General features: G+C 64.8%; 17 protein-coding genes. 11 read left to right on the top strand and 6 right to left on the bottom strand.

Annotated elements, in window-relative coordinates; translation table 11 throughout:
* The first annotated feature begins 4 nt into the window (after positions 1-4).
* The 7 genes from V7Q53_RS05685 to V7Q53_RS05655 all read left to right on the top strand — a co-directional run bounded on the left by V7Q53_RS05685 (position 5) and on the right by V7Q53_RS05655 (position 9,489).
* On the top strand, positions 5-1,156 hold the full coding sequence (locus V7Q53_RS05685; protein WP_333827496.1) for an ABC transporter substrate-binding protein: 1,152 nt from the start codon (positions 5-7) through the stop codon (positions 1,154-1,156).
* Between the two features lie 483 nt (positions 1,157-1,639).
* A complete protein-coding gene (locus tag V7Q53_RS05680; protein WP_333827495.1) occupies positions 1,640-3,076 on the top strand; it encodes an amidohydrolase family protein in 1,437 nt (478 codons plus the stop codon).
* A 153-nt stretch (positions 3,077-3,229) separates the two neighbouring features.
* Positions 3,230-4,714, top strand: a complete 1,485-nt coding sequence (locus V7Q53_RS05675; protein ID WP_333827494.1) for an ABC transporter substrate-binding protein — start codon at positions 3,230-3,232, stop codon at positions 4,712-4,714.
* Positions 4,715-4,718: 4 nt separating this feature from the next.
* Complete coding sequence (locus V7Q53_RS05670) at positions 4,719-5,660, top strand: ABC transporter permease (protein ID WP_333827493.1); 942 nt, start codon at positions 4,719-4,721, stop codon at positions 5,658-5,660.
* Between the two features lie 18 nt (positions 5,661-5,678).
* Positions 5,679-6,560 (top strand): ABC transporter permease, encoded by an 882-nt coding sequence (locus tag V7Q53_RS05665; protein ID WP_333827492.1) that lies wholly within the window; start codon positions 5,679-5,681, stop codon positions 6,558-6,560.
* A gap of 3 nt (positions 6,561-6,563) precedes the next feature.
* Positions 6,564-8,186 carry an ABC transporter ATP-binding protein gene (locus V7Q53_RS05660; protein ID WP_333827491.1) on the top strand — a complete coding sequence of 541 codons (1,623 nt, stop codon included), beginning with the start codon at positions 6,564-6,566 and terminating at the stop codon, positions 8,184-8,186.
* A 106-nt stretch (positions 8,187-8,292) separates the two neighbouring features.
* The gene (locus tag V7Q53_RS05655) at positions 8,293-9,489 is read left to right on the top strand and encodes an MFS transporter (protein WP_333827490.1); all 1,197 of its coding nucleotides are present in this window, start codon (positions 8,293-8,295) and stop codon (positions 9,487-9,489) included.
* Between the two features lie 60 nt (positions 9,490-9,549).
* On the opposite strand, the gene V7Q53_RS05650 is transcribed toward V7Q53_RS05655, so the two are convergent.
* The 4 genes from V7Q53_RS05650 to dsbD are packed head-to-tail and all read right to left on the bottom strand — an operon-like array spanning position 9,550 to position 13,584.
* Positions 9,550-10,176 carry a DsbA family protein gene (locus tag V7Q53_RS05650; protein WP_333827489.1) on the bottom strand — a complete coding sequence of 209 codons (627 nt, stop codon included), beginning with the start codon at positions 10,174-10,176 and terminating at the stop codon, positions 9,550-9,552.
* A gap of 21 nt (positions 10,177-10,197) precedes the next feature.
* Positions 10,198-11,013 (bottom strand): L,D-transpeptidase, encoded by an 816-nt coding sequence (locus V7Q53_RS05645; RefSeq protein ID WP_333827488.1) that lies wholly within the window; start codon positions 11,011-11,013, stop codon positions 10,198-10,200.
* A gap of 4 nt (positions 11,014-11,017) precedes the next feature.
* Positions 11,018-11,821, bottom strand: coding sequence for a TlpA disulfide reductase family protein (locus V7Q53_RS05640; RefSeq protein WP_333827487.1), 804 nt, complete (start codon positions 11,819-11,821; stop codon positions 11,018-11,020).
* The gene (gene dsbD / locus V7Q53_RS05635) at positions 11,818-13,584 is read right to left on the bottom strand and encodes a protein-disulfide reductase DsbD (protein ID WP_333827486.1); all 1,767 of its coding nucleotides are present in this window, start codon (positions 13,582-13,584) and stop codon (positions 11,818-11,820) included. Before dsbD ends, V7Q53_RS05640 begins: the two co-directional genes overlap by 4 nt.
* Before the next feature lie 89 nt (positions 13,585-13,673).
* Here dsbD and V7Q53_RS05630 point away from each other — a divergent pair, with 89 nt between their 5' ends.
* The 4 genes from V7Q53_RS05630 (at position 13,674) to V7Q53_RS05615 (ending at position 18,146) form a co-directional block, all read left to right on the top strand.
* Positions 13,674-14,339: a winged helix-turn-helix domain-containing protein gene (locus V7Q53_RS05630; protein WP_333827485.1), complete on the top strand. Its 666-nt coding sequence runs from the start codon at positions 13,674-13,676 to the stop codon at positions 14,337-14,339.
* Positions 14,336-15,682: an ATP-binding protein gene (locus V7Q53_RS05625; RefSeq protein WP_333827484.1), complete on the top strand. Its 1,347-nt coding sequence runs from the start codon at positions 14,336-14,338 to the stop codon at positions 15,680-15,682. The genes V7Q53_RS05630 and V7Q53_RS05625 overlap by 4 nt, the downstream gene beginning before the upstream one ends.
* A 103-nt stretch (positions 15,683-15,785) precedes the next feature.
* A complete protein-coding gene (locus V7Q53_RS05620) occupies positions 15,786-17,234 on the top strand; it encodes a DUF6880 family protein (RefSeq protein WP_333827483.1) in 1,449 nt (482 codons plus the stop codon).
* Between the two features lie 84 nt (positions 17,235-17,318).
* Positions 17,319-18,146: an SDR family NAD(P)-dependent oxidoreductase gene (locus V7Q53_RS05615; protein ID WP_333827482.1), complete on the top strand. Its 828-nt coding sequence runs from the start codon at positions 17,319-17,321 to the stop codon at positions 18,144-18,146.
* Between the two features lie 50 nt (positions 18,147-18,196).
* Here V7Q53_RS05615 and V7Q53_RS05610 read toward each other — a convergent pair whose 3' ends face one another.
* Complete coding sequence (locus V7Q53_RS05610) at positions 18,197-20,710, bottom strand: fused MFS/spermidine synthase (protein WP_333827481.1); 2,514 nt, start codon at positions 20,708-20,710, stop codon at positions 18,197-18,199.
* Between the two features lie 24 nt (positions 20,711-20,734).
* Entirely contained in the window at positions 20,735-22,258 is a 1,524-nt protein-coding gene (locus tag V7Q53_RS05605) for a copper resistance CopC/CopD family protein (protein WP_333827480.1), read from the bottom strand.
* Positions 22,259-22,295 lie beyond the last annotated feature (37 nt).

Here is a 22,295-nt window from a genome sequence, read left to right as displayed (position 1 = left end):
TGTGATGAACACCCGCCAAAGACCCGCGCTGCGCATCATCGTCCGCAGTGAAATGGTCGCGCAGCCGATCATGGACCGTGCGAAGAGCGAGCTGCCGTTTCCGATCCAGTTCGAGATGATCGACAGCCTGAAAGGCCTGCAAAGGGTTGTCAGCCAGCCGGACAGTTTTGACGTTTATCATCAGTGGCATACGGTTGACCTGATGTGGACTGCCAAGGCCATTCAGCCGTTTGATCTGGACAAGCTCAGGTTCGGAAAGGCGCTGCTCGCAAGGGCGCGGCGCCCGCTTGGCGCCCATCCGTTCGCGGGGATATTCGTTCAGCCGGACGGACGGCTCGGAAGTGCGCCGACCAGCCGCACGGCGATCCTGCCGATCACGCAGGGGGTGGACTGCTTCGGCTACCACCGCTCGCTACGCGAGAAAATCGGAGCGGATGAACCGGAAAGCTGGAGCTGGCTGCTGGATTCGCGCCTGCGCGGGCATGTGGCTTTGGTCGCCGACCCGGTTCTGGGCATGATCGAGGCGGCACTGGCAACCGAGGCTGCTGACGGGATCCAGTTCAGCAACCTCGCCAATCTTGCGATCGAGGAAATTGATCATGTCGTTGACGGCCTGATCCAGCGCAAGAAGCAGGGCCATTTCAAAGGGTTCTGGGCGGATTCCGAGGAATCGGCGCGGTTGATGCGCCGGGGGGGCGTTCTGGCCCAGAGCATTTTCGGGCCGACCGTGCAGCGGCTGCGCGGCGAAGGGTATCCGTTGGTGATCGCCAATGCTGTCGAGGGCGGGCGGGGATGGCACAGCGACCTGTGCATCTCGACGACGACGCGGGGTGAGTTGCTGGAAGCCGCCTATGCCTATGCCGACTGGTGGCTTTCCGGCTATCCGGGGGCCGCAGCATCGCGGCAGGGTTACTACACGATCCTGCCGGAAACCGCGAAGCCTTATCTCAGCGCGGCGGAATGGGGCTACTGGTATGATGGGCAGGAAGCATCCGAGGCGTTGAGCGATGTCTATGGACGGCCGGTGATCGCCCGGGGCCAACGGCGCGATGGTGGTTCCTACAGCGAACGGATGGCCAGTGTCCGCGTCTGGAATGCGTTCATGGATGAGCACACCTACCTCACCCATCGCTGGCGCGAGTTCATGGAAGCCTAGGGTTCCCTCTCGTGATTCCCGCCGCAAACAGGGCACGGATGCGGTGCGCCTATGCCCGCGATTCGCGAAACAGTCGGTATGTTCCGGTTTTTCTATTTCTGATTTCGGTGCGCATTGTGCACAAATATTCGCCAGCGCCGCCTGTGTGAGGATTCTTTGACCGGGCAGCCGGGGCGCATGTCGGCTGCCTTTAAGGCGCATCCTCGGGCCGCCGCTGGGCGATAGCCTGAAAGGCCACCCCTCGCTTTCCGCAACGTAAGCAGTTGATTTTGAGGTTTTTTGCGCGATTTTCCGCTTTCTGAGCGACCCCGTGCTCTCGTCGCATCTGTCTCCGGCGGTGCGGCAGGCTTCAGGGCGGGCTGGGGGCAGGCGGTGCCGCAAGGGGAGGCTCAGCGGCGCAAATGGCTGCAACCTGAAATAAAAGTGTTGATCGAATGCAAACTGCATTTTAGGCTCCGTTCGAACAGGACAGGAGATCAGGGAATGACAGTTAAGCTCATCAAGGCAGGGCACATCGTCGCCTACCAGAACGGCACCCATACGCATCTGCGCGACGGGGTGATTGTGGTAGAGAATGACAGCATCACTTTCGTCGGCAAAAGCTTCGACGGGCACGCCGACGAGATCATTGATGCCAGCGACAAGATCGTGACGCCGGGCTTCATCAACACCCATGTCCACATGAGCGAGAGCCCGCTTGACCGCTCCTTTGTCGAGGATCGCGGGCCGCGCAATTTCTATCTGTCGGGCCTGTTCGAGTTCCTCACCGCCCGTGACGGCGCCATCACCGACCAGGCGCGCCGTGCGTCAGTGGCCATGTCGGTGCCCGAGATGATCCGCACGGGCACGACCACTGTCGTGGAAATGGGAAGCCACGGCGACTACGTTGCAGAGCAATGCGAGAAGGTCGGTCTGCGCGCCTATATCGGTGAAATGTACCGCTCCGGCCGGTGGTTTACCGATGACGGGCGCAGCGTGAAATACGAATGGGCGGAAGATGACGGCCGCGAGCGGATGGACCACGCGGTGCGCTTCATCGAAAAGCTTGAGGGGCGGGCGAATGGCTTGCTCAAGGGCTTCCTGACCCCCGCACAGGTCGATACCTGCTCGGCGGCACTTCTGCAGCGTACCGCCGAGATCGGGCGCGACATGAAGGTACCCGTCGCCCTCCATGTCTCGCAATCTGTGCCGGAATTTCAGGAAATGGTGCGCCGGAACGGGTGCTCACCCGTGGAGTGGCTGCACCAGCTTGGCTTTCTGGGCGAAAACGTGCTGCTGGGTCATGTCATCATGCCCACCGGGTCAAGCTGGGTGAATTACCACGGCAATGATCTTGAACTGCTGGCGGAAACCGGCACGCATGTGGCACATAACGTCTGGGTCTTTGCCCGTCGCGGTATCGCGATGGAGAGCTATTCAAAGTATCTCGCCAAAGGGATCAACATGGCCCTTGGTACCGATACCTGCCCGCAAAGCATGATCGAGGCCCTGCGCTGGACGGCGGTCATTTCAAAGATCCAGGATCGCCGTACCGAGGTTGCCACGGCTGCCGATGTCTTCAACTCGGCCACGGTCGGAGGGGCGAAGTCGTTGGGCCGCGACGATCTGGGCCGGATCGCCAAGGGTGCGAAGGCGGATCTGCTGTTCTGGGCGGGCCGCGGCCTGTTCATGACCCCGATGCGCGATCCGATCCGCAATATCGTCTATTCGGCGACGCCCGAGGATCTGCACTCCACAATGATCAATGGCCGGATGGTGATGGAAAACCGCATCATTCCGGGCGTCGATGTTGAAAAACTTGCGTCAGACCTTCAGGCCGGCGCCCAGCATATGTGGGAGCATATGCATGTGACCGACTGGGGCAAGCGCGATATCGAGCAGCTCTCACCCTCCAGTTTTCCCGAATTCCGCGCGCTCTGAAGCGCGAAATCGTTGCCGCGCCGCCTGACCGGCGCGGCGAAATCATCTGTCCAACCAACAGGGAATGAAAAGATGAAACGCACCGGTATTGCCGCAATCCTCATGTCTACCTGCTTTTGGGGGGCGGCGTCTGCGCAGGATCTCAGAATTGCGATGGAAACGCGTCTGGGCAACCTTGACCCGATTCTTTCGGCAGCGCACCAGACCCGCGAACACGGTTACATGATCTACGACACGCTGTTCAGCGAAGACGCTGACGGCACGCCGCAGCCCCAGATGGTCGAAAGCCACACTCTTTCCGAGGATGGCAGAACCTACACGTTCACCCTGCGTGAGGGGCTGGCGTTTCATGACGGCTCGCCGGTGACCAGCGAGGATGTGGTGGCCTCCATTCAGCGCTGGGGGCAGCGTGACCGCATGGGCATGGCGATCATGGGCCTGACGGACAGCATCACCGCCGAGGATGATCTGACTTTCGTGATGGAGCTGAACACCCCTTCCGGTGTCGTCATCGAGGCCTTTGCGAAACCCAGCGGGGTGCCGCTTTTCATCATGCCGGCGTCAGTTGCGGCGACCCCGGTGACTGAGGCGATCACGGATTACACCGGCTCAGGGCCTTTCATGTTCGTCGAAGCCGAATATGTGCCGGGCGTGAGAAGCGTCTATCAGAGGAATGAAGCCTACCAGCCGAGGTCGGAAGAGCCGAGCGGAATGGCCGGTGGCAAGGTGCCGCGGGTAGAGCGGATCGAACGCATCGAGATTGCCGATGCGCTGACGGCGGTCAATGCGCTCAATGAAGGCGAGATCGACTTTGTTCAGACCGTGCCGCTTGACCTTGCCCCTCTGGTAGAGGCCAACCCTTCCATCACGTCCGGGCATCTTGATGAGAACGGCTATCAATACGGCTACCGGCTGAATTTTCTGCACGCGCCATTCGACAACCGGCTTGTGCGGCTTGCAGCACTGAACGCAATCGGACAGCGTGAAATCCTGCAAGCCCAGTATGGCGATGCCGAGAACCACATGGTCTGCGGCGCGGTGTTCGGCTGTGGCACGACCTACGAGTCTGACGAACTGGCCGAGATCGCCATTGAGGCCAACCCCGAAGAAGCGAGGGCACTGCTGGAAGAGGCAGGATATAACGGTGAACCCGTGATGATCCTGCATGTCACCGACAGCGAGGCGATGGCTGCTGTCGCGCCGGTCATGGCGCAGCAACTGCGCGCTGCGGGGTTCACTGTCGAGATGCAGGCGATGGATTTCATGTCCATGCTCTCGCGGCGAGCGTCGCAGGAATCGGTGCAGAACGGAGGGTGGAGCATTTTCGTAACCTCTTGGCAGGTCAACGAAATCTCTGACCCGCTGCGCTCCTTCATGATCCTGGCAGGCGGTGAGGAAAGCTACGCAGGCTGGGGCGATGTGCCCGAGATTCAGGAAAATATCGATGCCTTCCTGACCGAGCCGGACCTCGACGACCGCCGCGAAATCGCGGCGCGTATTCAGCGGATCGTCTATGAAGAGGGTATCTATGCGCCGCTGGGTCAGAGCAGCCGCCTGAACGCATGGCGGACCGAAGTGGAAGGGCTGATTCCGAACGGCCCGACCGTGTTCTGGAACGTTTCCAAGGCTGCGGAATAAACGGATGATTTTCTATATCCTTCGCAGGATCGTCGCGACCATCCCCGTCATGGGGGTGGTCGCGCTGCTGGTCTTCAGTATGCTTTTCCTGGCGCCGGGCGATCCGGCGGTCATCATCGCCGGTGAATCCGCCAGCGCCGAGCAACTGGCGCGGATGCGTCAGAATATGGGGCTGGACCAGCCGCTGCCTGTGCAGTTCGCCAGATGGGTGGGGCGGGTTGTGACCGGCGATATGGGCACGTCGCTGCATTCGGGCAGGCCCGTCACCGAGATGATCGGGGCGCGGGTCAGCACAACGCTTTCACTGGCGATCGTGACGATCATCTTCTCGTTGCTCCTTGCGATTCCGATGGGAATCCTTGCGGCATGGGCGCGCGGGCGGTTCATCGACAAGGCCGTGATGTCTGTCGCGGTTCTGGGCTTCTCCACGCCGGTGTTTGTGGTCGGCTATGCGTTCATCTTCATTTTTGCCGTGAAGGCAGGCTGGTTTCCGGTGCAGGGCTTCACGCCACTGGCCGATGATCCGCTTCGCTTTGTGCGCACGGTGACGTTGCCTGCCATCACGCTCTCGCTGGCCTATATCGCGCTTGTTTCGCGTATCACGCGCTCCAGCCTGCTTGAAACGCTTGGCGAAGATTTCATCCGGACTGCACGCGCGAAAGGCGCTACCGAGCGCCGCGTTCTGTTGCGCCATGCGCTGCGCAATGCCGCGGTGCCGATCATAACCGTTGCCGGGTCTGCTGCTGCTTTTCTTATCGGCGGGGTGGTGGTTACGGAAAGCGTGTTCAACCTTCCGGGGATGGGGCGCCTTGTGGTCGAGTCGGTTCTGGCACGGGACTATCCCCTGATCCAGGGGCTGATCCTGCTGCTCTCGCTGATCTACATCGGCATCAATCTTCTCACCGACATTCTCTACTCGGTGTTCGATCCGCGCATCCGGTATTGAGATGCGACTGGGGGACAAATGACTTCGATTTCTCATCCGCAAGGCGGCGAGGGGCAGAATATCCATGCCATTCGCCTGCGCCGCGTCGGGATGTTTCTGCGGCAGAACGTGTTCGCCGTAACCGTGCTCGGACTGGTGATTCTGGCGGGTATCTTCGCGCCCATGCTCAGCTCGACCGATCCGCACTTCATCAACCCGGCGGTGCGTCTGCGGCCACCCTCGGCAGAGTTCCTCTTTGGCACAGATCCGATGGGGCGCGATATCTGGGCGAGGGTTCTTATCGGCACCCGGGCGTCGCTGGCCGTCGGCCTTCTGGTGGCCCTGATCGCGCTGGTGGTGGGGCTCATGATCGGTTTGGTGAGCGGTTACTTCCCGGCGCTGGACGGGGTCATCATGCGGCTGATGGACGGGATTATGGCCATCCCCGCGATCATTCTTGCGGTGGCACTGGTCGCCGTCATGGGGGCCAATTTTACCACGGTGGTCACCGCGATCGTGGTGCCCGAGGTGCCGCGCGTTGCGCGCCTTGTGCGCTCAGTGGTGCTGTCATTGCGCAGCGAACCGTTTGTCGAGGCGGCCATTTCGATGGCCACGCCGACATGGCGGATACTGTTGCTGCACATGCTGCCCAACACCCTGGCTCCGCTGACCGTTCAGGGCAGCTTCATCATTGCCTCGGCCATCCTGACTGAATCAGCGCTCAGCTTCCTCGGTGTGGGCCTGCCGCCGGAAATTCCGACCTGGGGCAATATCATGGCTGAGGGGCGCCGGTTCTTCCAGCTTTTCCCCGGGCTGGTGCTGTTCCCCGGCATCTTTCTGTCGCTAACGGTGCTGGCGATCAATCTGCTGGGTGATGGCTTGCGCGACACTCTTGACCCCAAGCTCGTGAAACGGATCTGACACATGACCGCAGCCAAAGAACAAGACGTGGTGCTGGAAGTTGAGAACCTCTCGGTTTCGCTGCATGGCGGGCCTGAAATCGTCTCGGGAATCAACTTCAAGGTCCACGCGGGCGAGACCCTTTGCATTGTGGGCGAAAGCGGTTCGGGGAAATCCGTAACCAGCCTTGCGGTGATGCAGATTCTTGACGCCGCCGCTCTTCGGGCCAGCTCAGGATCAATTCGCCTTGAAGGCGTGGATCTTCTGAAAGCAAGCCCGGCCAAGCTTCGCAGCCTGCGCGCGGCGCGGATGTCGATGATCTTTCAGGAGCCGATGACCGCCCTCAATCCTGTCGAAAGGATAGGCGATCAGGTCCTTGAGGTGCTCGACATCCATAACGACGGGGACCGCAGGGGCCGTCATGAGCGGGTGCTGGAGATGTTCCGCTCGGTAAAGCTGCCAGACCCTGAACGGATATTCAGCTCCTACCCGCACGAGCTTTCGGGCGGCCAGCGGCAGCGCGTGGTGATCGCCATGGCGCTCATTCTGCGGCCCAGGCTGCTGATTGCCGATGAGCCCACAACGGCGCTGGATGTGACGACACAGGCGCAGATCCTGCATCTGATCTCTGAGCTGCAGCGCGAGATGTGCACGGCGGTGCTTTTCATCACCCATGACTTTGGCGTGGTGCATGATATCGCCGACCGCATTCTGGTGATGAACAAGGGGCATGTCGTGGAAGAGGGCGCCCGGCTCGACATTCTGACACGCCCCAAGGACGACTACACCCGCATGCTGATTTCGTCTGTGCCAAGTCTCGTGCCGGTGCCGCCGCGTGACATGGCGGAAGATCTGGTGCTCGAAGTTGCGGGCATGGCCAAGCAATACACCATCGGAAGCTTCGGCAAACGGCGGCAGCTCAACGCCCTGCATCCCACAGACTTTTCGCTGCGCAAAGGCGAAATTCTGGGCGTTGTCGGAGAGAGCGGTTCGGGCAAAACCACGCTGGCGCGCTGTGTTGCGCGGCTGGTCAAGGCTAGTGCGGGAAGTGTGCGGCTGGTCGGCACCGATATTGCCAGCCTCTCGGCGGCCAAGATGCGCAGTGCCCGGCGGGATGTTCAGATCGTGTTTCAGGATCCCTACCGCTCGATGAACGCGCGCATGAAACTGCGCGATGTGATCGCGGAAGGGATGGTCAATTTCGGTGTTCCGGCTGCTGAAATCCGGCGGCGCTGCGTTGAACTGATTGAGGCGGTGGGCCTGCAGGCGGCGATGCTTGACCGCTATCCACATCAGCTTTCAGGGGGACAGCGCCAGCGGATCTGCATTGCGCGGGCACTGGCGCTTGATCCATCGGTGCTGATCTGTGACGAGGCGGTCTCGGCCCTTGATGTCTCGGTGCAAGCTCAGGTGATCCGCCTGCTGCTTGATCTGCGTGATCGCCTGGGCGTGTCCATCCTGTTCATCACCCATGATCTGCGTGTGGCCGCCCAGCTTTGCGACAGCGTTATTGTCATGCACAACGGGCAGGTGGTTGAAGCGGGGCGCGCGGTCGATATTCTGACCACGCCTGAGCATGAATATACCCGCTACCTGATTGATGCGGTGCCCGCACGCGGCTGGAATTTCCAGGAACGCGTCGCCTGAGGCCAGCGAACGGCCCTCAACCTAAAGCCCTGATCTGCTCCTGAGCGTCTTTCCGACGGTCAGGAGCGTGATCAATGACGCGCCTGTTTTCAGGCCGGGAGCCCCTATGACCACCACCGAGGCTTACTTTCCGAAATCCGCGCAGTTGCAGCGGACGTCATGGGGTGCCGTTCTGGCGCTGGCTTTCGGGGCCGCAAGTCTTGTCACATCAGAACTGCTCCCCGCCAGCCTGCTCAGTCCCATGGCGCAGGGCCTTGGCGTGTCGGAAGGTATGGCGGGGCAGGCCATCTCGATGTCCGCTTTCGTGGCGATCTTCGCCAGTCTCTTCGCCTCCACCCTCACCCGCAGACTGGACCGGCGCATCGTGGTGCTGGCCTGCACCGGCCTTGTTGCGCTGGGCGCGCTCACCGTCGGGCTGGCGCCGGGATATGGTGTCATGCTGGCCGGGCGCGTGCTGTTCGGCCTTGGCCTTGGCGCATTCTGGGCGATGTCTGTGTCGCTGGTGCTGCGCCTGACGCTGCCGAGGGACGTGCCGAAGGCGCTGTCGCTGATTTTCGGTGCCGTGCCGGTAGCGATGATGATTTCGGTGCCCGCGGGTAGTCTTCTGGGTGAGCTTCTGGGTTGGCGCGGCGTCTTTCTGCTGGCGGCGGCCTTCGGCGCGCTCTGTCTGCTGTTGCAGACCCTGACCCTGCCTCCGCTCCCCGCGAAGCATGGAGGCAATATTGCCGGAATCTATGCCTTGCGCAGGCACAAAGGGCTTGCGCTGGCCATGGCGGCCTTGTTCTGCACCTTTGCGGGCAAATTCTCGCTTTTCGCGTATATCCGCCCGCTTCTGGAGCAGTATGGCGGGTTCGGGATCGCTGATATCTCCTCGGTTCTTCTTGTATTCGGGGCGGCCAATTTCATTGGGACGGCGATTTCCTCATGGATGATCGTGCGCAATCTGAAGATGACTCTGGCGGTGCCACCGGTTCTGGTCGCTCTTTGCGCCATCGGGTTCCTGCTGGGAGAGCCGACATTCGGGCTTTACTGCGGGCTTATGGCAGCATGGGGGTTTTCGGTTGGCTTTATTCCGGTGGCCTGGACAACCTGGGTAACGCGCGAGCTGGGGCATGACGCCGAAAACGCCGGATGCATGCAATTCGCGATCATGCAGAGCGCGATTGCCACAGGCGTGCTCTGCGGGGGATTTCTGATTGATCTGGGCGGCCCGCAACTGCCCTTTCTTTTCGGGGCGGCTTTGCTGACAATGGCCGGGTTGCTGGTCGCTCTGTGTCTGCGCGCAAAGGGTGATCACGCGTAGTCGCCTGCGCGGGTCCGGCACGCGGAAAACGCGCAACGCCGGGGAGGGAGCCAGACAGGATCACCCCCGCGCCTCACGGATGGCGCGATCCAGATCATCGGCGCGCATGGCACCGGGATAGATTACCGGGCCGATAATGAAGGCCGGTGTGCCGGAGAGGCCAAAGGCCGCGGCCTGCCGCGCGTTGCGGATCAGCAGCGCATCGAGGCGCTCACGCGCGCCACGATAGCCATTTTGCAAGGTATCGGGCGAAAGGCCCGCGGCCTGAAGCGTGTCATCAACCTGCCGGAAGCTCAGCCGCCCTTCGGTAGCCATCAACGCGTCGTGCGCGCGGGCATAGCTGCCATCAGCGAGTCCGCCGAGTGCAAGCTGTGCTGCGCGGGTCGATGTGGCGCCGAAGATTGGCCAGTCCTTCATCAGAAGCCGGATATTTCCGTCGCGTTCCACCGCGCGCATCAGGTCGGGGTGGTATCGTTTGCAGAACGGGCATTGATAGTCGAAATACTCGACGATGGTCAGATCACCCTCCGGGTTGCCCAGCACCGGCTGGTCGGGGTCATGCAGGACCTCCTCAACCGTCGGGCCCGCGCCAGCCTCGGCGCTGTTCTGGGCAAAGCCCCGCAGGGCAAGCGCGCCGCCCACAAGTCCGGTCGCGGCGGCAAGGGCAAAGGTCCGGCGTGTCAGCATGTCATTCTCTCCGTCTTGGGGTCAGTCGCTGCCAAGCAGCATGTCGAGTGTCAGATCGTTCTCATTGGCCATGCGCTGCAGGGTCTGTGCTTCGGCCATGGGAATTGTGCCTTGGTTGGTGTCGGGCGGCCGGGCTCCCGGCGGCACGGTGCCGCGCCCTGCCTGATCTTCGCGCAGGACGGTGACGCGGGCGCGCGCTGTGCCGACGCGCCCATACAGGTCGATCACATCTTGCTGGAACATGCGGATGCAGCCCGAGGAACTCGCCTCGCCCACCGTCCAGGGATAGGGCGTGCCGTGGATGCGATAGAGCGTGTCGCGCCCGCCGCGATGCAGATAGAGCGCGCGCGCGCCCAGCGGGTTGTCAACGCCGCCTTCCATACCGTGCCGGAAACGCTCATTCGTTTCGGGGTCACGCCTGAGCATGTTCTCGGTTGGCGTCCAGCGCGGCCATTCGCGCCCGTAGGGAATGTGGGCATCACCCGCGAACTGGCGGCCCTGATCGCCTACGCCGACTGTATAGCGCATCGCCCGGTTGCCCCCGAGGATCAGGTAAAGCCGTCTGTCCCAAGGGTCCACGATGATGGAACCGGGGCGGGCGTCGGTCCAGTAATCGACCTCCTGGCGGATTGTGTCCATCGTCAGGTAGCGCGGATCGACCGGTTCGATCCAGATGTCGCCGTCCTGGCGACCCGCATACATCGCCAGCACGTCGGGCGGCAGGGGTTGAGGGGCTTGGACAACGGGTTCATCCGCTTGCATGGGTGGGGTCGGTGCGGCGCATGCGGAAAGCAGCGCGGCCAGCGCTAGGCCGATCAGGGCAGGGTGGTGTTTCACGAAATTACCTCAGGGATTGCAGGCGCGACTGGAACGCCGCGCGCGAGATCTCGCCCAGATGCACGTCTTCGAGCGTGCCATCGGATGAGAAGAAAAGGGTGGCGGGCAGGCCCGGCGTTTCAAAATGCGCCATGGCCTCGCGCGCAGGGTCCAGAAGCACGCGGTCGGTGGCGAGGTCTTCGCGCAGCAGATATTGGCGCACGTCAGGGCCGAACTCGCCTTGATTGAGGAAGACCACCCGCACCTCTGGCTGGGCCTCGGCAATTTCCATCATCATCGGCAGTTCGCGCCGGCAGGGCGGGCACCATGTGGCCCAGAGGTTGATGACGACCGGACCGCCCGCCACGCCCGCCAGTGTCGCGGGCGGACCATCGAGCGCGGCGAAACGGGTGGCGGGCAACGGCATATCCGGCGCGGGGGCCATCTGCAGGATACCCTGCCAGACCAGCAGGCCCGCAAGGCTTGCCGCCACCAGCCCCTCGGCGACGCGCGTTCGCCGCCGCAGCGCCAGAACGGCAAGCAAAAGCGCCACCGCCCCCAGCCCGGCCAGAGCATCGAAGCCGCCTTGCCAGAAGGCAAAAGCGGTCAACGGGTCTTGCGCATAGACATCGAGATTGCGCGCGACATGGCTCAGCCGTGCTGCGAAGGCGCCGGTCAGCAGGGTCAGCGTTCCCCAGCCGTCCAGCCCCGGATCGGCGTGGCGGAAGCGCCGGATGAGGTTGATCACCATCAGAAAGGCGACGGCCCCGGCGATGAAGGCAAAGCGATCCACCGACAGCACAAGCGGCCCAAGGGTGATCCCGCTCATGGCGTTACCCGCTGCGCTGATTGGAGCACCGGGGCAATGCGGGTTTCGCCCACCAGCCGGGTTCCGGGCAGCTCGCGCCGATCGGCATCAAGGAAGATCATGGTCGGCGGCCCCGCTGCACCCAGAAGGGCCATAAGCGCCTGAGCGTCGCTGTCAAATTCGGTCAGATCGACCTTGATGCGGCGCAGGGGCGTGAGCGCGGCGACGACATCCGCATCGGGCAGCACCCGGCGGTCAATCGTGCGGCAGGTGATGCACCAGTCGGCGGTGAGATAGATCACGGTCGGGCCTTCCATGGCTGCAAGCGCGGCCTCAAACCCGGCACCAGCAGAGACCGTCTGCCAGCGCAGGGGTGCCACCTGTCCGTTTGAAGCGGCGTCGAAAGGGCGCAACGGGTCTTGCGCACCCCGCGCGGCCATCACGCCCAGCAGCAGCGCGGGCACCAGCACCAGCGCCGCCAGCAGCCGCACCGCTCCACGCCCGACCGGCGTTTGCGCATCGGCCAGCACGGCGCGCAGCAGGAAGATGCCGATTGCGGCCAGCCACAGCGCCCAGAAGGCCACCAACCACGGGCCGGGCGCGACGCGTTCCGCCAGCCACAGCGCGAGGCCCAGAAAGACAAAGCCGAAGCCCTGTTTCACGCGCACCATCCACGGGCCGGAGCGCGGCAGGTAGCGGCCCCCCAGCGTGCCAAAGATGATCAGCGGCGCGCCCTTGCCCAGCCCCAGCATGAACAGCGCAGCGGAACCCAGCGCCATGTCGCCCGTCTGCGCGATGTAAAGAAGCGCTGCGGCCAGCGGTGCCGTTACGCAAGGCCCGACCACCAGTGCCGAGGTGAACCCCAGCCCCAGCGCGCCGCCCAGCGTGCCGCGCCGCGCACCGACCGGGCCTTGCAGCCGTGCAAGCCATGCACCCGGCAGGCTGACCTCGAACAGGCCGAACATCGACAGGGCAAGGACCGCGAACAGGCCGATGATCAGCCCCAGCGCGACGGGCGATTGCAGCGCCATCTGCAGGTTCTGCCCCGTCGCCGCTGCCGCAAGCCCGAGCAGGCCAAAAGCGCCCGCCATGGCAAAGACATAGGCCGAAGACAGCATGAACCCGCGCCGCCGGGTCAGCCCGGCACCATCGCGCGCCAGCAACCCGCCCAGGATAGGCACCATCGGCAGCACGCAGGGCGTAAAGGCCAGTGCCAGCCCGAAGCCGAAGAACGCCGCCAGAAGGATCGGCAGGCCCCGCGCGCCCAGCCGGTCTATCAACCCCGGTTCGTCGGCCAATGTCATCGTAGTTTGCGTAAGGCTTTGTGGGGCGGTCGAGGCGCTGGCAAGGCTGATCTCGGCCGATTGCGGCGGATAGCAGATGCCGCCGTCCTGGCATCCCTGCCATTCAACGGTCAGAGTGCCTGCTTGGGATGGCAGCGTCAGAAGAACGTCGTCGCGATAGACCCATGTTTCGCCAAAGGTCAGGTCCTCGGTCGTCTCGGCTTGCGGCAGATCAAGCGCAACTGGCCCGTTCGGGCCACTGACCTGAAGCGAATCCTGATAGAGGTAATAGCCCGGCGTCACCGACCAGCTGAGTTGCAGCGCGCCGTCCGGCATCACCGCATGCTCATGCACGAAGGCTTCCTGCGGGGGCAGGGGGGCCCCGCCGGCGGGCGTGGACCATTGGATCGGCTGGGCTGCCGCGGCACCGGCAAGGAGCACGATACCAAGGAGGGCAAAGCCAAGACGCTTGATCTGGGGCAGGCGTGGTTCATTTGTCATGCCGCCCCGATCAGGGGCGCAGCTTAAGGCAGGCTTAAGCTGGCCGCGCCACATCTGGCCCTCGTCCGGGAAAGCCGATACGAGGTTTCATGAGAATTCTGATCGTCGAAGATGATGAAACGCTGGCCGACGGGCTGGTCGCCGGTTTGCGCTTGGGCGGATTTGTCCCTGAATTGACAGGCACTTGCGCGGATGCCGACAGCGCCTTGCGGGCTGGCGGCTTTGCGGCGGTGGTGCTGGATCTGATGCTGCCCGACGGCTCTGGCCTCGATCTTCTGAAGCGCTGGCGGCAGGCGGGGCTTCACATCCCGGTGATCCTGCTGACCGCGCTGGATAGCGTGGCCGACCGGATTGCCGGGCTCGATCGCGGTGCGGATGATTATCTGGGCAAACCGTTCGATCTGGACGAACTCGCCGCCCGCCTGCGCGCCATCGCCCGCAGGCAGGAGGGGCGGGCCGAGCCGGTCATGCGGTTTGGCACCCTGGCGCTGGACCCAGCGCGGCAGGTCGCGTTTCGCAAGGATCAGCCGGTCAGCCTGTCGCGGCGCGAGTATGCGCTGCTGGCGGCCCTGATGGAACGGCCCGGCGCAATTGTTGCGCGCGCCCGTCTGGAAGACCGGCTGTATGGCTGGCAGGAGGGCGTGGAAAGCAACGCGCTGGAAGTGCATGTGCACAATCTGCGCGCCAAACTGGGCGCCGGGGTGATCCGCACGGTGCGCGGCGTGGGCTATCAGTTGCAGGGGGGCGCGCTGTGACATCCATAAGGTGGCGGCTCTTTGCGATCCTGCTTCTGGCGACAGGGGTGATCTGGCTTTCGGCAGTGGTCTGGCTGCAGCATTCGACCCGCGCGCAGATCGAGCGTGTGCTGGATTCGCGGCTGGCCGAGGCGGGGCATATGGTGTCCTCGCTTTTGTCCGATCAGGGGCTGGCGCAGGCTGTCAGCCAGGACGTCGAGGGCGCGCTGGCGCTGCCGGATTTCCGGGTGTTCAACGGCGGGATCGAGAGGCAGTTGCATTGTCAGGTCTGGTCACTGCGCGGCACGTTGCTGGGCCAATCCGGCGGCGCGCCGCAGGTGCGGCTGGCCGAAGCGGTGGAAGGGTTCAGCGAGGCCCGGACGCAAAGCGGCAACTGGCGCGTCTATACCGTCATCAACCATGATCTTGGCGTCGAGATCGTGGTAGGTGAAAGCCTGAACATGCGCGAAAATCTGGTGGCCGATGTGCGGGCCGGGCTTCTCTGGCCCATCGGGGTGATCGCGCCGTTGCTTGCGCTGGCGATCTGGCTGAGCGTCGGGCGGGGGCTGCGCCCGCTGAGTGTGTTTGCCAGCGCGCTGGCGGGCCGCAATGATGACAATCTCGCGCCGGTCGCCCCGGGCCCGCTGCCGCCTGAAATTCAGCCGATGGGCGCGGCCCTGAACGGGCTTCTGGCACGGCTGGCGCAGGCGCGGCAGCGTGAGCGCGATTTCATTGTCTATGCGGCGCATGAGCTGAAAACGCCGCTCGCCGGAATCCGCACGCAGGCGCAGGTTGCAAGGACGGCACCCGAAGGCCCGGTGCAGCAGCATGCGCTGGATCAGCTGGTCGGCGCGGTGGACCGCACGGCGCGGCTGGTGGGCCAGCTTCTGGATCTGGCGCGGGTGGAGGATGATCAGCCCGCGCCCGTCCTGCCAGAGCGGCTGGAGACCATCGCCGGAAGGGTGGTGAACGCGTTGCAGGATCTGGCGCGCGGCCGCAACGTTGTCTTGCAGATCAGTGGCGGTGCCAGCAACCTGACCGCCGACCCGGTGCATCTGGGGCTGGCGCTGCGTAATGTGGTTGAAAACGCCGTGCTTGCCGCGCCCGCCGGTTCTGCGGTGGATGTCGTGCTTTCACAAAACGGGGTGACGGTGCGCGATTGTGGGCCGGGCATTGCCCCCTGCGACCTGCCGCATGTGACAGCCCGCTTCTTTACCGGCACGAACAGCAAGGGCAGCGGGCTTGGCCTTGCAATCGCCGAGGCCGCTCTGGCGCGGGCAGGCTGGTCGCTGACCTTTCCCGCCGCCCGGCCCTCAGGCCAGAGTGTGCACTTGTCAGCGCCGCGCGACACTGTCATTTGCTGAGCGCTTCGCCCGTTCCCCTTTGCGCATACGGCTGCCCTTGCGCGTTGACATTGCTCCCTGTCGCCCGCCAGTTAGGGCACTCCTGAAACAGTGGGCCGCGTTCATGTCCAAGAAGACCCTCAACAAGGCGAATCTCGAAAACCTCGGCGCGGAAAAGCTCGCCGCGCTGGTGATGGAACTGGTGCAGGGCAGCGCGGCGCTTCAGCGGCGCGCGCGGATGGCGCTGAGCGCGGCGCAGGGGCCGAAAGAGGTGGCCGATGATATCCGCAAGCGGTTCGTGTCCCTCCGGCGCGCGACCAGCTCGCTGAACGGGCGCAAGCAGCGCGCGTTGGTGAAGGATCTTGAAGCCACGCTGGCAATGATCGCGAACACCATCGCGCCGCAAGATGGCGCTGACGCGTTTGAACTTCTCTGGTCATTTCTGCAACTCGCCCCCGCGCTGCTGGCGCGCACCGATGACAGCAACGGGGCGATCGGCGGTGTGATGGATCAGACCATGGCGCTCATCGCCAGCCTCGCGCCCCGTATTTCGCAAGATCCGGAAATACTGGCCGCCCGTATTCTTGAGGCCGTGGCCGATGCCGGTTACGGCGAGTTCGACGGCATCATCCCCGCAACCGCCGGGGCGCTGGGCGCTGAGGGCCTTGAGCACCTCAAGCAGATCACCAACGCATGGGCCGCGCAGCCGCCGACGGCGCAGGAGCTGGCGCGATACCGCGAGAGCGGTCTGTCAGCCGCGCCGGGGCAGAGCATTCAGCGCAACAGGCAGGCCATCCGGTCAATCATTCTGGCCGATATTGCCGACGCGCAGGGCGATGTTGACGCCTATATGGCGCGCTACACGGCAGAACAGCTGACCTTTGGCACCATCGCGCCGGATGTTGCACGCCGCCTGCTGGATGCAGGCCGGATCGACGAGGCCTTTGGCATCGTCACCCGCGCGCGCGCGGCGGAAGAGGGAAAGCCGTTCAGGATGTTCCGCCATGATCTTGATGTGGTCTATGAGGAATGCCTTGAAAAGCTGGGCAGGGTGGATGCGCTGAAACAACACCTGTGGCAGACGTTCCATCAGACCCTGAACGCGCGCAGCCTGCGCAAATACCTGAAACTGCTGCCGGATTTTGATGATATGGAGGCCGAGGAAAAGGCGCTGGATTTCGCTGAGACCTTCCCCCACCCCGGCGCCGCGATCAGTTTCCTGATCGGCTGGCCCGCCCACGCGCATGCAGCAAGGGTTGTGCTGGCGCGCGCAGGGGCGCTGGACGGCAATGCCTATGACACCCTCTCAACCGCCGCCACTGCGCTGGAGACCGGGCATCCGCTCGCCGCCACCCTGATGCGCCGCGCGATGATCAAAGACACCCTCGATGGCGCGAAATCGAAACGCTACCGCCATGCCGCCCGCCATCTGGCCGAATCCCGGTTCTGCGATGCGGCCATCAGCGATTATGGTGATTTCCCCACGCATGATCAGTTCGTGGAGGCGCTGCGGCAGAAGCACGGGCGCAAATACGGCTTCTGGAGGCTGGTGGACGGGCAGGGCGCGCGGTAGCGCGTGGCTACAACGGAACGCCCTTGATGCTCCGGGCGGTTCGTGTAGCGATGCCCGGGTAATTCCACTCCGGGGGACTGTGAGATGAGACCACTGGAAGGCAAAGTCGCGCTGGTGACAGGCGTATCCGCGCCACAGGGAATTGGCCGCGCCATCGCCCGCAGACTTGCGCAGGAGGGTGCCGCCGTCGTTGTGACGGATGTTGGTGGCGTCATGGATGTTGACGGAAAGGCCGTGTCGCGGTCTGATCTGCTGGCAGGGCTTGTGTCCGATATTGTGGCGGGTGGTGGGGCGGCACTTGCGCTGGCCCTTGATGTCACCAGCGCCACGGATATCGCGGCGGCCATTGAAAAAACGCTCTCGACCTTTGGAAAGCTTGATATCCTCGTTAACAATGCCGGGTCGCTGGCCGGTTCAGACAGCTTTCTGTCCACCACGCCGGAGCAGTGGAAGCTCAGCTTCAGTGTCAATCTGCTGGGCCCGATGATGCTTGCACAAGCGGCAATCCCGGCCATGCGCAAAGCCGGGGGCGGGCGGATCATCAATATCGGATCGACGGGCAGCCTTGGCGCCGAACCGGGTTTCGGTGCCTACACGGCGATGAAACATGGCCTCGTCGGCCTGACAAAAACCCTCGCGGCCGAGTTCGGGCCGGATGGCATTTTGTGCAACATCGTTTGCCCCGGGTATATCGCGACCGATATGCACAGGGCCGCGAATGTCCGCTTGGCGAAAGAGCGCGGCCTGTCGGTGGCCGAGGTTCAGAAAGAGCGGTATGCGCATGTGGCGCTGCGCGATGCAGGCCTGCCCGGGGATGTGGCCAATGCCGTGGCCTATCTGGCCGGGCCGCAAGCCAATTACGTCACCGGCATCAGTCTTCCCGTGTCCGGCGGCGTTCCCTTCGGTATCTGAGCGTCCGGGAGGCCAGGAACCAGCGCGCCGCCGTCCTGATTTTCAGTGCCTCACTCCACCGCATCGCCGAACGCCATGCCACCCCGCGCAACCTGTCCGGCCGGGCTGTCAGGGTTGCGGGCATGGGGCGTGGTGAGGGACAGGAAGGTCTGCCATTCGGCGGGTGCCTGCGGGTCGTTGGCGGCGCGCAGGCCGCGCCATTGCGCGTAAACGGCCCCGGCGCGCACAAGGTCACGCTGCGCGGGGGTGAGTTGCGCCAGATAGGGGTCCTCTTCGGGCGGCAGGGCGCTGAGCAGTTCGGCATAGAGCCGGTCGCGCTGTGCACCCGTCAGCCAGCGCGCGCGCCCGGCGATCACCGCGCGGTGGGTGCGCGGCGCGAGGTATTCGATCAGCGGACGGTCGTCGGTATTGACGGGTGCCTCCGCGAACAGCCCGGATGCCGCATTGCCCGCGTAGAGTTTCAGTGCGCGGTCGCTCAGCACTGCGTCCGGGGACGCGTCGCCTGTCATCGCGCGCCATTGTGCGGCCAGCGTCCCCGGATCCAGCGGTGCGGCGTCATTGCGCCCCACCAGCGCGAGGATCGAGCGCTCAGGATACAGATCGCCGCGCCACAGCGTCAGTTCCGGGAAGACCTGCGCCATGGTGTTGGCGATGATGGCAAATTCAGCGCGCGAGACCTGATAGAGCGGCATCCATTGCACATAGGCGCCACCCGGGTTCAGGCGTGAGGCCGCCAGCCGGTAATGCTCAACCGTATAGACATTGCCCACCCCGGTGCGCCAGGGCGTGAACAGATCGGCGATGATCATGTCATAGGTTGCGCGCGAACGGGTGAGGCACTGGCGCCCGTCCTCAGGGTGGATGGTCACGCGCGGGTCACTGAACAGCCCGTTGACATAGGGCGCGAACCAGTCGCGCGCGAAGGTCACCACATCGGGCAGCAGTTCACAGACCGTTATCCGCTCAGGCTCTGCAAACAGCCCCGCGCCCGCTGAAATGCCGGTGCCCATGCCCAGAAAGAAAATCTCGCGCGGGGCGGGGTGGGTCAGAAGCGGGATCATGGTCTGGTTGCGCTCAGGCACCAGCGCGCCGGAGCCGCCCAAAGTGTAGAAATTGTTGACCCGCAGAAAGCGCGCCTCTCCGCGTTCCACTTCGGCGACATGGGCCGAGGGGCCTTCGCGGAAGGCCAGCAGGCTTTCGCCGCTGTTGAGCCGCGTGGCCTGCAACCCCGGCTGGCCCGCCAGCAGCACAACCGCCCCGGCCAGCGCCGCAAACCGGGCAAGCCGCGCGGCCGGTCCGTAGCCCGGGCGCCAGAGCGCGAGCACCAGCAAGCCATAGACCGCGCCCAGCAGCCACAGCCCCTTCCACGCGCCCGCCAGCGGCAGGATCACGAAGCCCGCCGCCAGCGCGCCCAGAATCGCCCCCGTGGTATTGACCGCGATCAGGCGGCCCAGCACCGCGCCCGGCGCGGCCCCGCCCTGCATCAGCCGCAGAAGATAGGGCAGCACGGCGCCCAGAATGGTGCCGGGAATCAGCATGGTCAGCACCGCCACGCGCCCCACCTCCCAGACATAGCCCGCAAAATCGGCCCGCCCGCCGAGATAGGCCATGCCGCCGGTCAGATGGTGGAACAGATGCGGCGTGGCGGCGATCACCGCGCCGGAGGCCAGCAAGAGGCCCGTCATCACCCCTTCAGGGCGCAGAGGCAGGCGTCCCAGCGCATTCGCCAGCGCCGCACCCAGCGAGAGCGCTGCCAGAAACACCGTCAGCACCAGCGCATAGGTATAGACCGAGTTTTGCAGCACCTGCGCGAAAGCGCGGGTCCAGATCACCTCAACCCCGAGGGTGGCAAAGCCCGAGGCGAAGGCAATCAGCCACAGGCGCGTGGGGATGGAAGCGCGGGCAGGCGCGGGGGCGGCGATGAGCGGCAGCGCCCGGCGCGCAAGCAGCAGCGCTGACAGGCCTACGAACAGATCGAACCCCACCGCCAGCAGATAGGCGCCCGAAAACCCCAGCCACATCGGCAGGAAAAAACCCGCCGCCAGCGCGCCCATCGCCCCGCCCGCGGTGTTGAGCGCATAGAGGAGGGAACCCATCCGCCCCAGATCGGCCCGCGCGCGGATGACGTGCTGGCCCATCAGCGGCAGCGTGCCGCCCATCAGGATGGCCGAGGGCAGCAGGATCGTTGCCGCCACCCCCGCCTTGAGCGCGATCTCCAGCACCGGCACGCCGCCGACCACCGCATAAAGCGCGGGGTAGAGGCTGACATAGGCATCCGCCACCAGAAAATGCCCCAGCGCCGTGGCCGCCACACCCACCTCCACCAGCCCGAAGGCGCGCAGGGGGCGTCGCATGCGCCCGGCCCAACGCCCGAACAGCCAGCCCCCCAGCGCGATGCCGGTGAAGAAGATGGCGATGGTCAGTGCCGCCGCCTGCGCCGTGGAGCCAAACAGCTGCCCCAGTTCGCGCACCCAGAGCACCTGATAGATCAGCGCCGCCGCCCCCGAGAGGGTGAAAAGCGCGCCAAGGGTGGCGGTCTGGCGGAGGGGAAGGGGCAGGGTCATGGCGGCGCTGTTACAGTATCACATTCAGGGCAACAAGCGTATCTCGCCGCCGATCAGCGCCTTGCGGAAATCGCTGATCAGGATATCGGCGACCACATCCCATGCACCACCCTGCGGCAGATGAAAGGGGGCCGCATGCCAGATGCCGTCTTCGCCCGGCTCGGCGCGTAGTTCTATCGGCTCCAGCCCCTCGGCAGGACGGCTGAGGAAGAGGGTGATTTCCAGCGGCGTGAAGGGCTGGAAATCACCGTCCAGCGGCACAATCTCGGCGCGGTTGGGGCCGGGGCGACCGGGGATCAGGGTGATATCGGCCATGGCATCAATGCCATGCAGATGTACCTCTGCGCGCGTCTCAGGCAGAGTGCCCAGTGCGCGGGGCGGGGGTGTCAGGCGGAAGGCGGCGGTCAGCGCGAGGATTGCCACCATCAGCCAAAGCTCCAGCCGCAATGAGCGGTGAAAGGCCGGGCGGGCGCGCGCCGGGTTGCGCGCCAGCGCCGGGGTCAGCACCAGCCGGTGGCGGGCGGCCAGCGCCAGCACCACGGCCACCAGCACCAGTTTTGCCAGCAGCACAGTGCCATAGGCGGTGCCGGTCAGCGCGGCGGGGGTTTCCAGCTGCCGCCATGCAAGCAGGCTGCCGCTGACCACCAGCAGCGCCACCATCGGCAGCGCCAGCCGCGAAAACCGCGCCATCTGCGCCGCTGCATCCGGCCCGCGCAGCGCCATGATCAGCCCCGGCAACGCGCCCGCCCAGAAGATCAGCGCCGCCGCATGGGCAAAAACCAGCGCCCCCATCAGCGCCACCGGCTCAGCCCGCGCAGCATGGCCTGCAACGGCGAAAGACAGTGCTGCCAGTCCCCATGCCGCGAAAGCCATGACCCGCAGGTCGCGCGCGCCAAAGGCGATCAGGCCCGCGAGCGCTGCCAGCAGCGCGGCCAGCCCATAGGGGCTGTGCAGCGCCACGGACCATGCCGCCGGGCTGGCCAGCGCCGCCGTGCCCTGTCCCGCCATGTCCATCGCCTGCGCGGCCAGCATCAGCGCGGCGGCGGGCAGGGCGGCCAGTGCCAGAATGCGCGCCCGCCGCCCGGCCCGGCGCGCCAGCGCAGACCAGAGCACACCGCCCACGCCAAAGGCCAGCGCCAGCGTCACCAGCCCCCGGGCAATCGCGGCGGGCCAGGGGACGGGGGCGGTGGCGGTGTCCGGCGCGCCGCTCTCGAACCCGATGGAAAAGACATGCGTGCCACCCACCGGGTGCCCGTCGGTGGAGACCACCCGCCAGCTCAGCGCATGGGTGCCCGGGCTCAGGCCCGGGGGCGGGGCGATGATCAGCGCCGTGTTCTCGCTGCGCGCCTCCGCCTCGGTGGCGGTGCCGTCGGGCGCAAACCAGCGCGCCTGCAACAGGGCCACGGGTTCGTTGAAGGTGAGGGTCACCTGCGCCGGGGCCACGGCCATCAGCGCCCCTGCCGCAGGGTCTGCGGATTGCAGTTGGGCATGGGCCGCAGCCTGCTGGGGCAAGAGGGCAAGCAGGGTCAGAAGAAGGATGCGCAGCATGATGTGTTGATCCGCAATAGCCCGCCGGTCCCGGTGT

Source organism: Pararhodobacter sp. (assembly GCF_036802785.1).
Lineage (GTDB): Bacteria > Pseudomonadota > Alphaproteobacteria > Rhodobacterales > Rhodobacteraceae > Pararhodobacter.
This window is presented reverse-complemented; position numbering and strand designations above follow the sequence as displayed.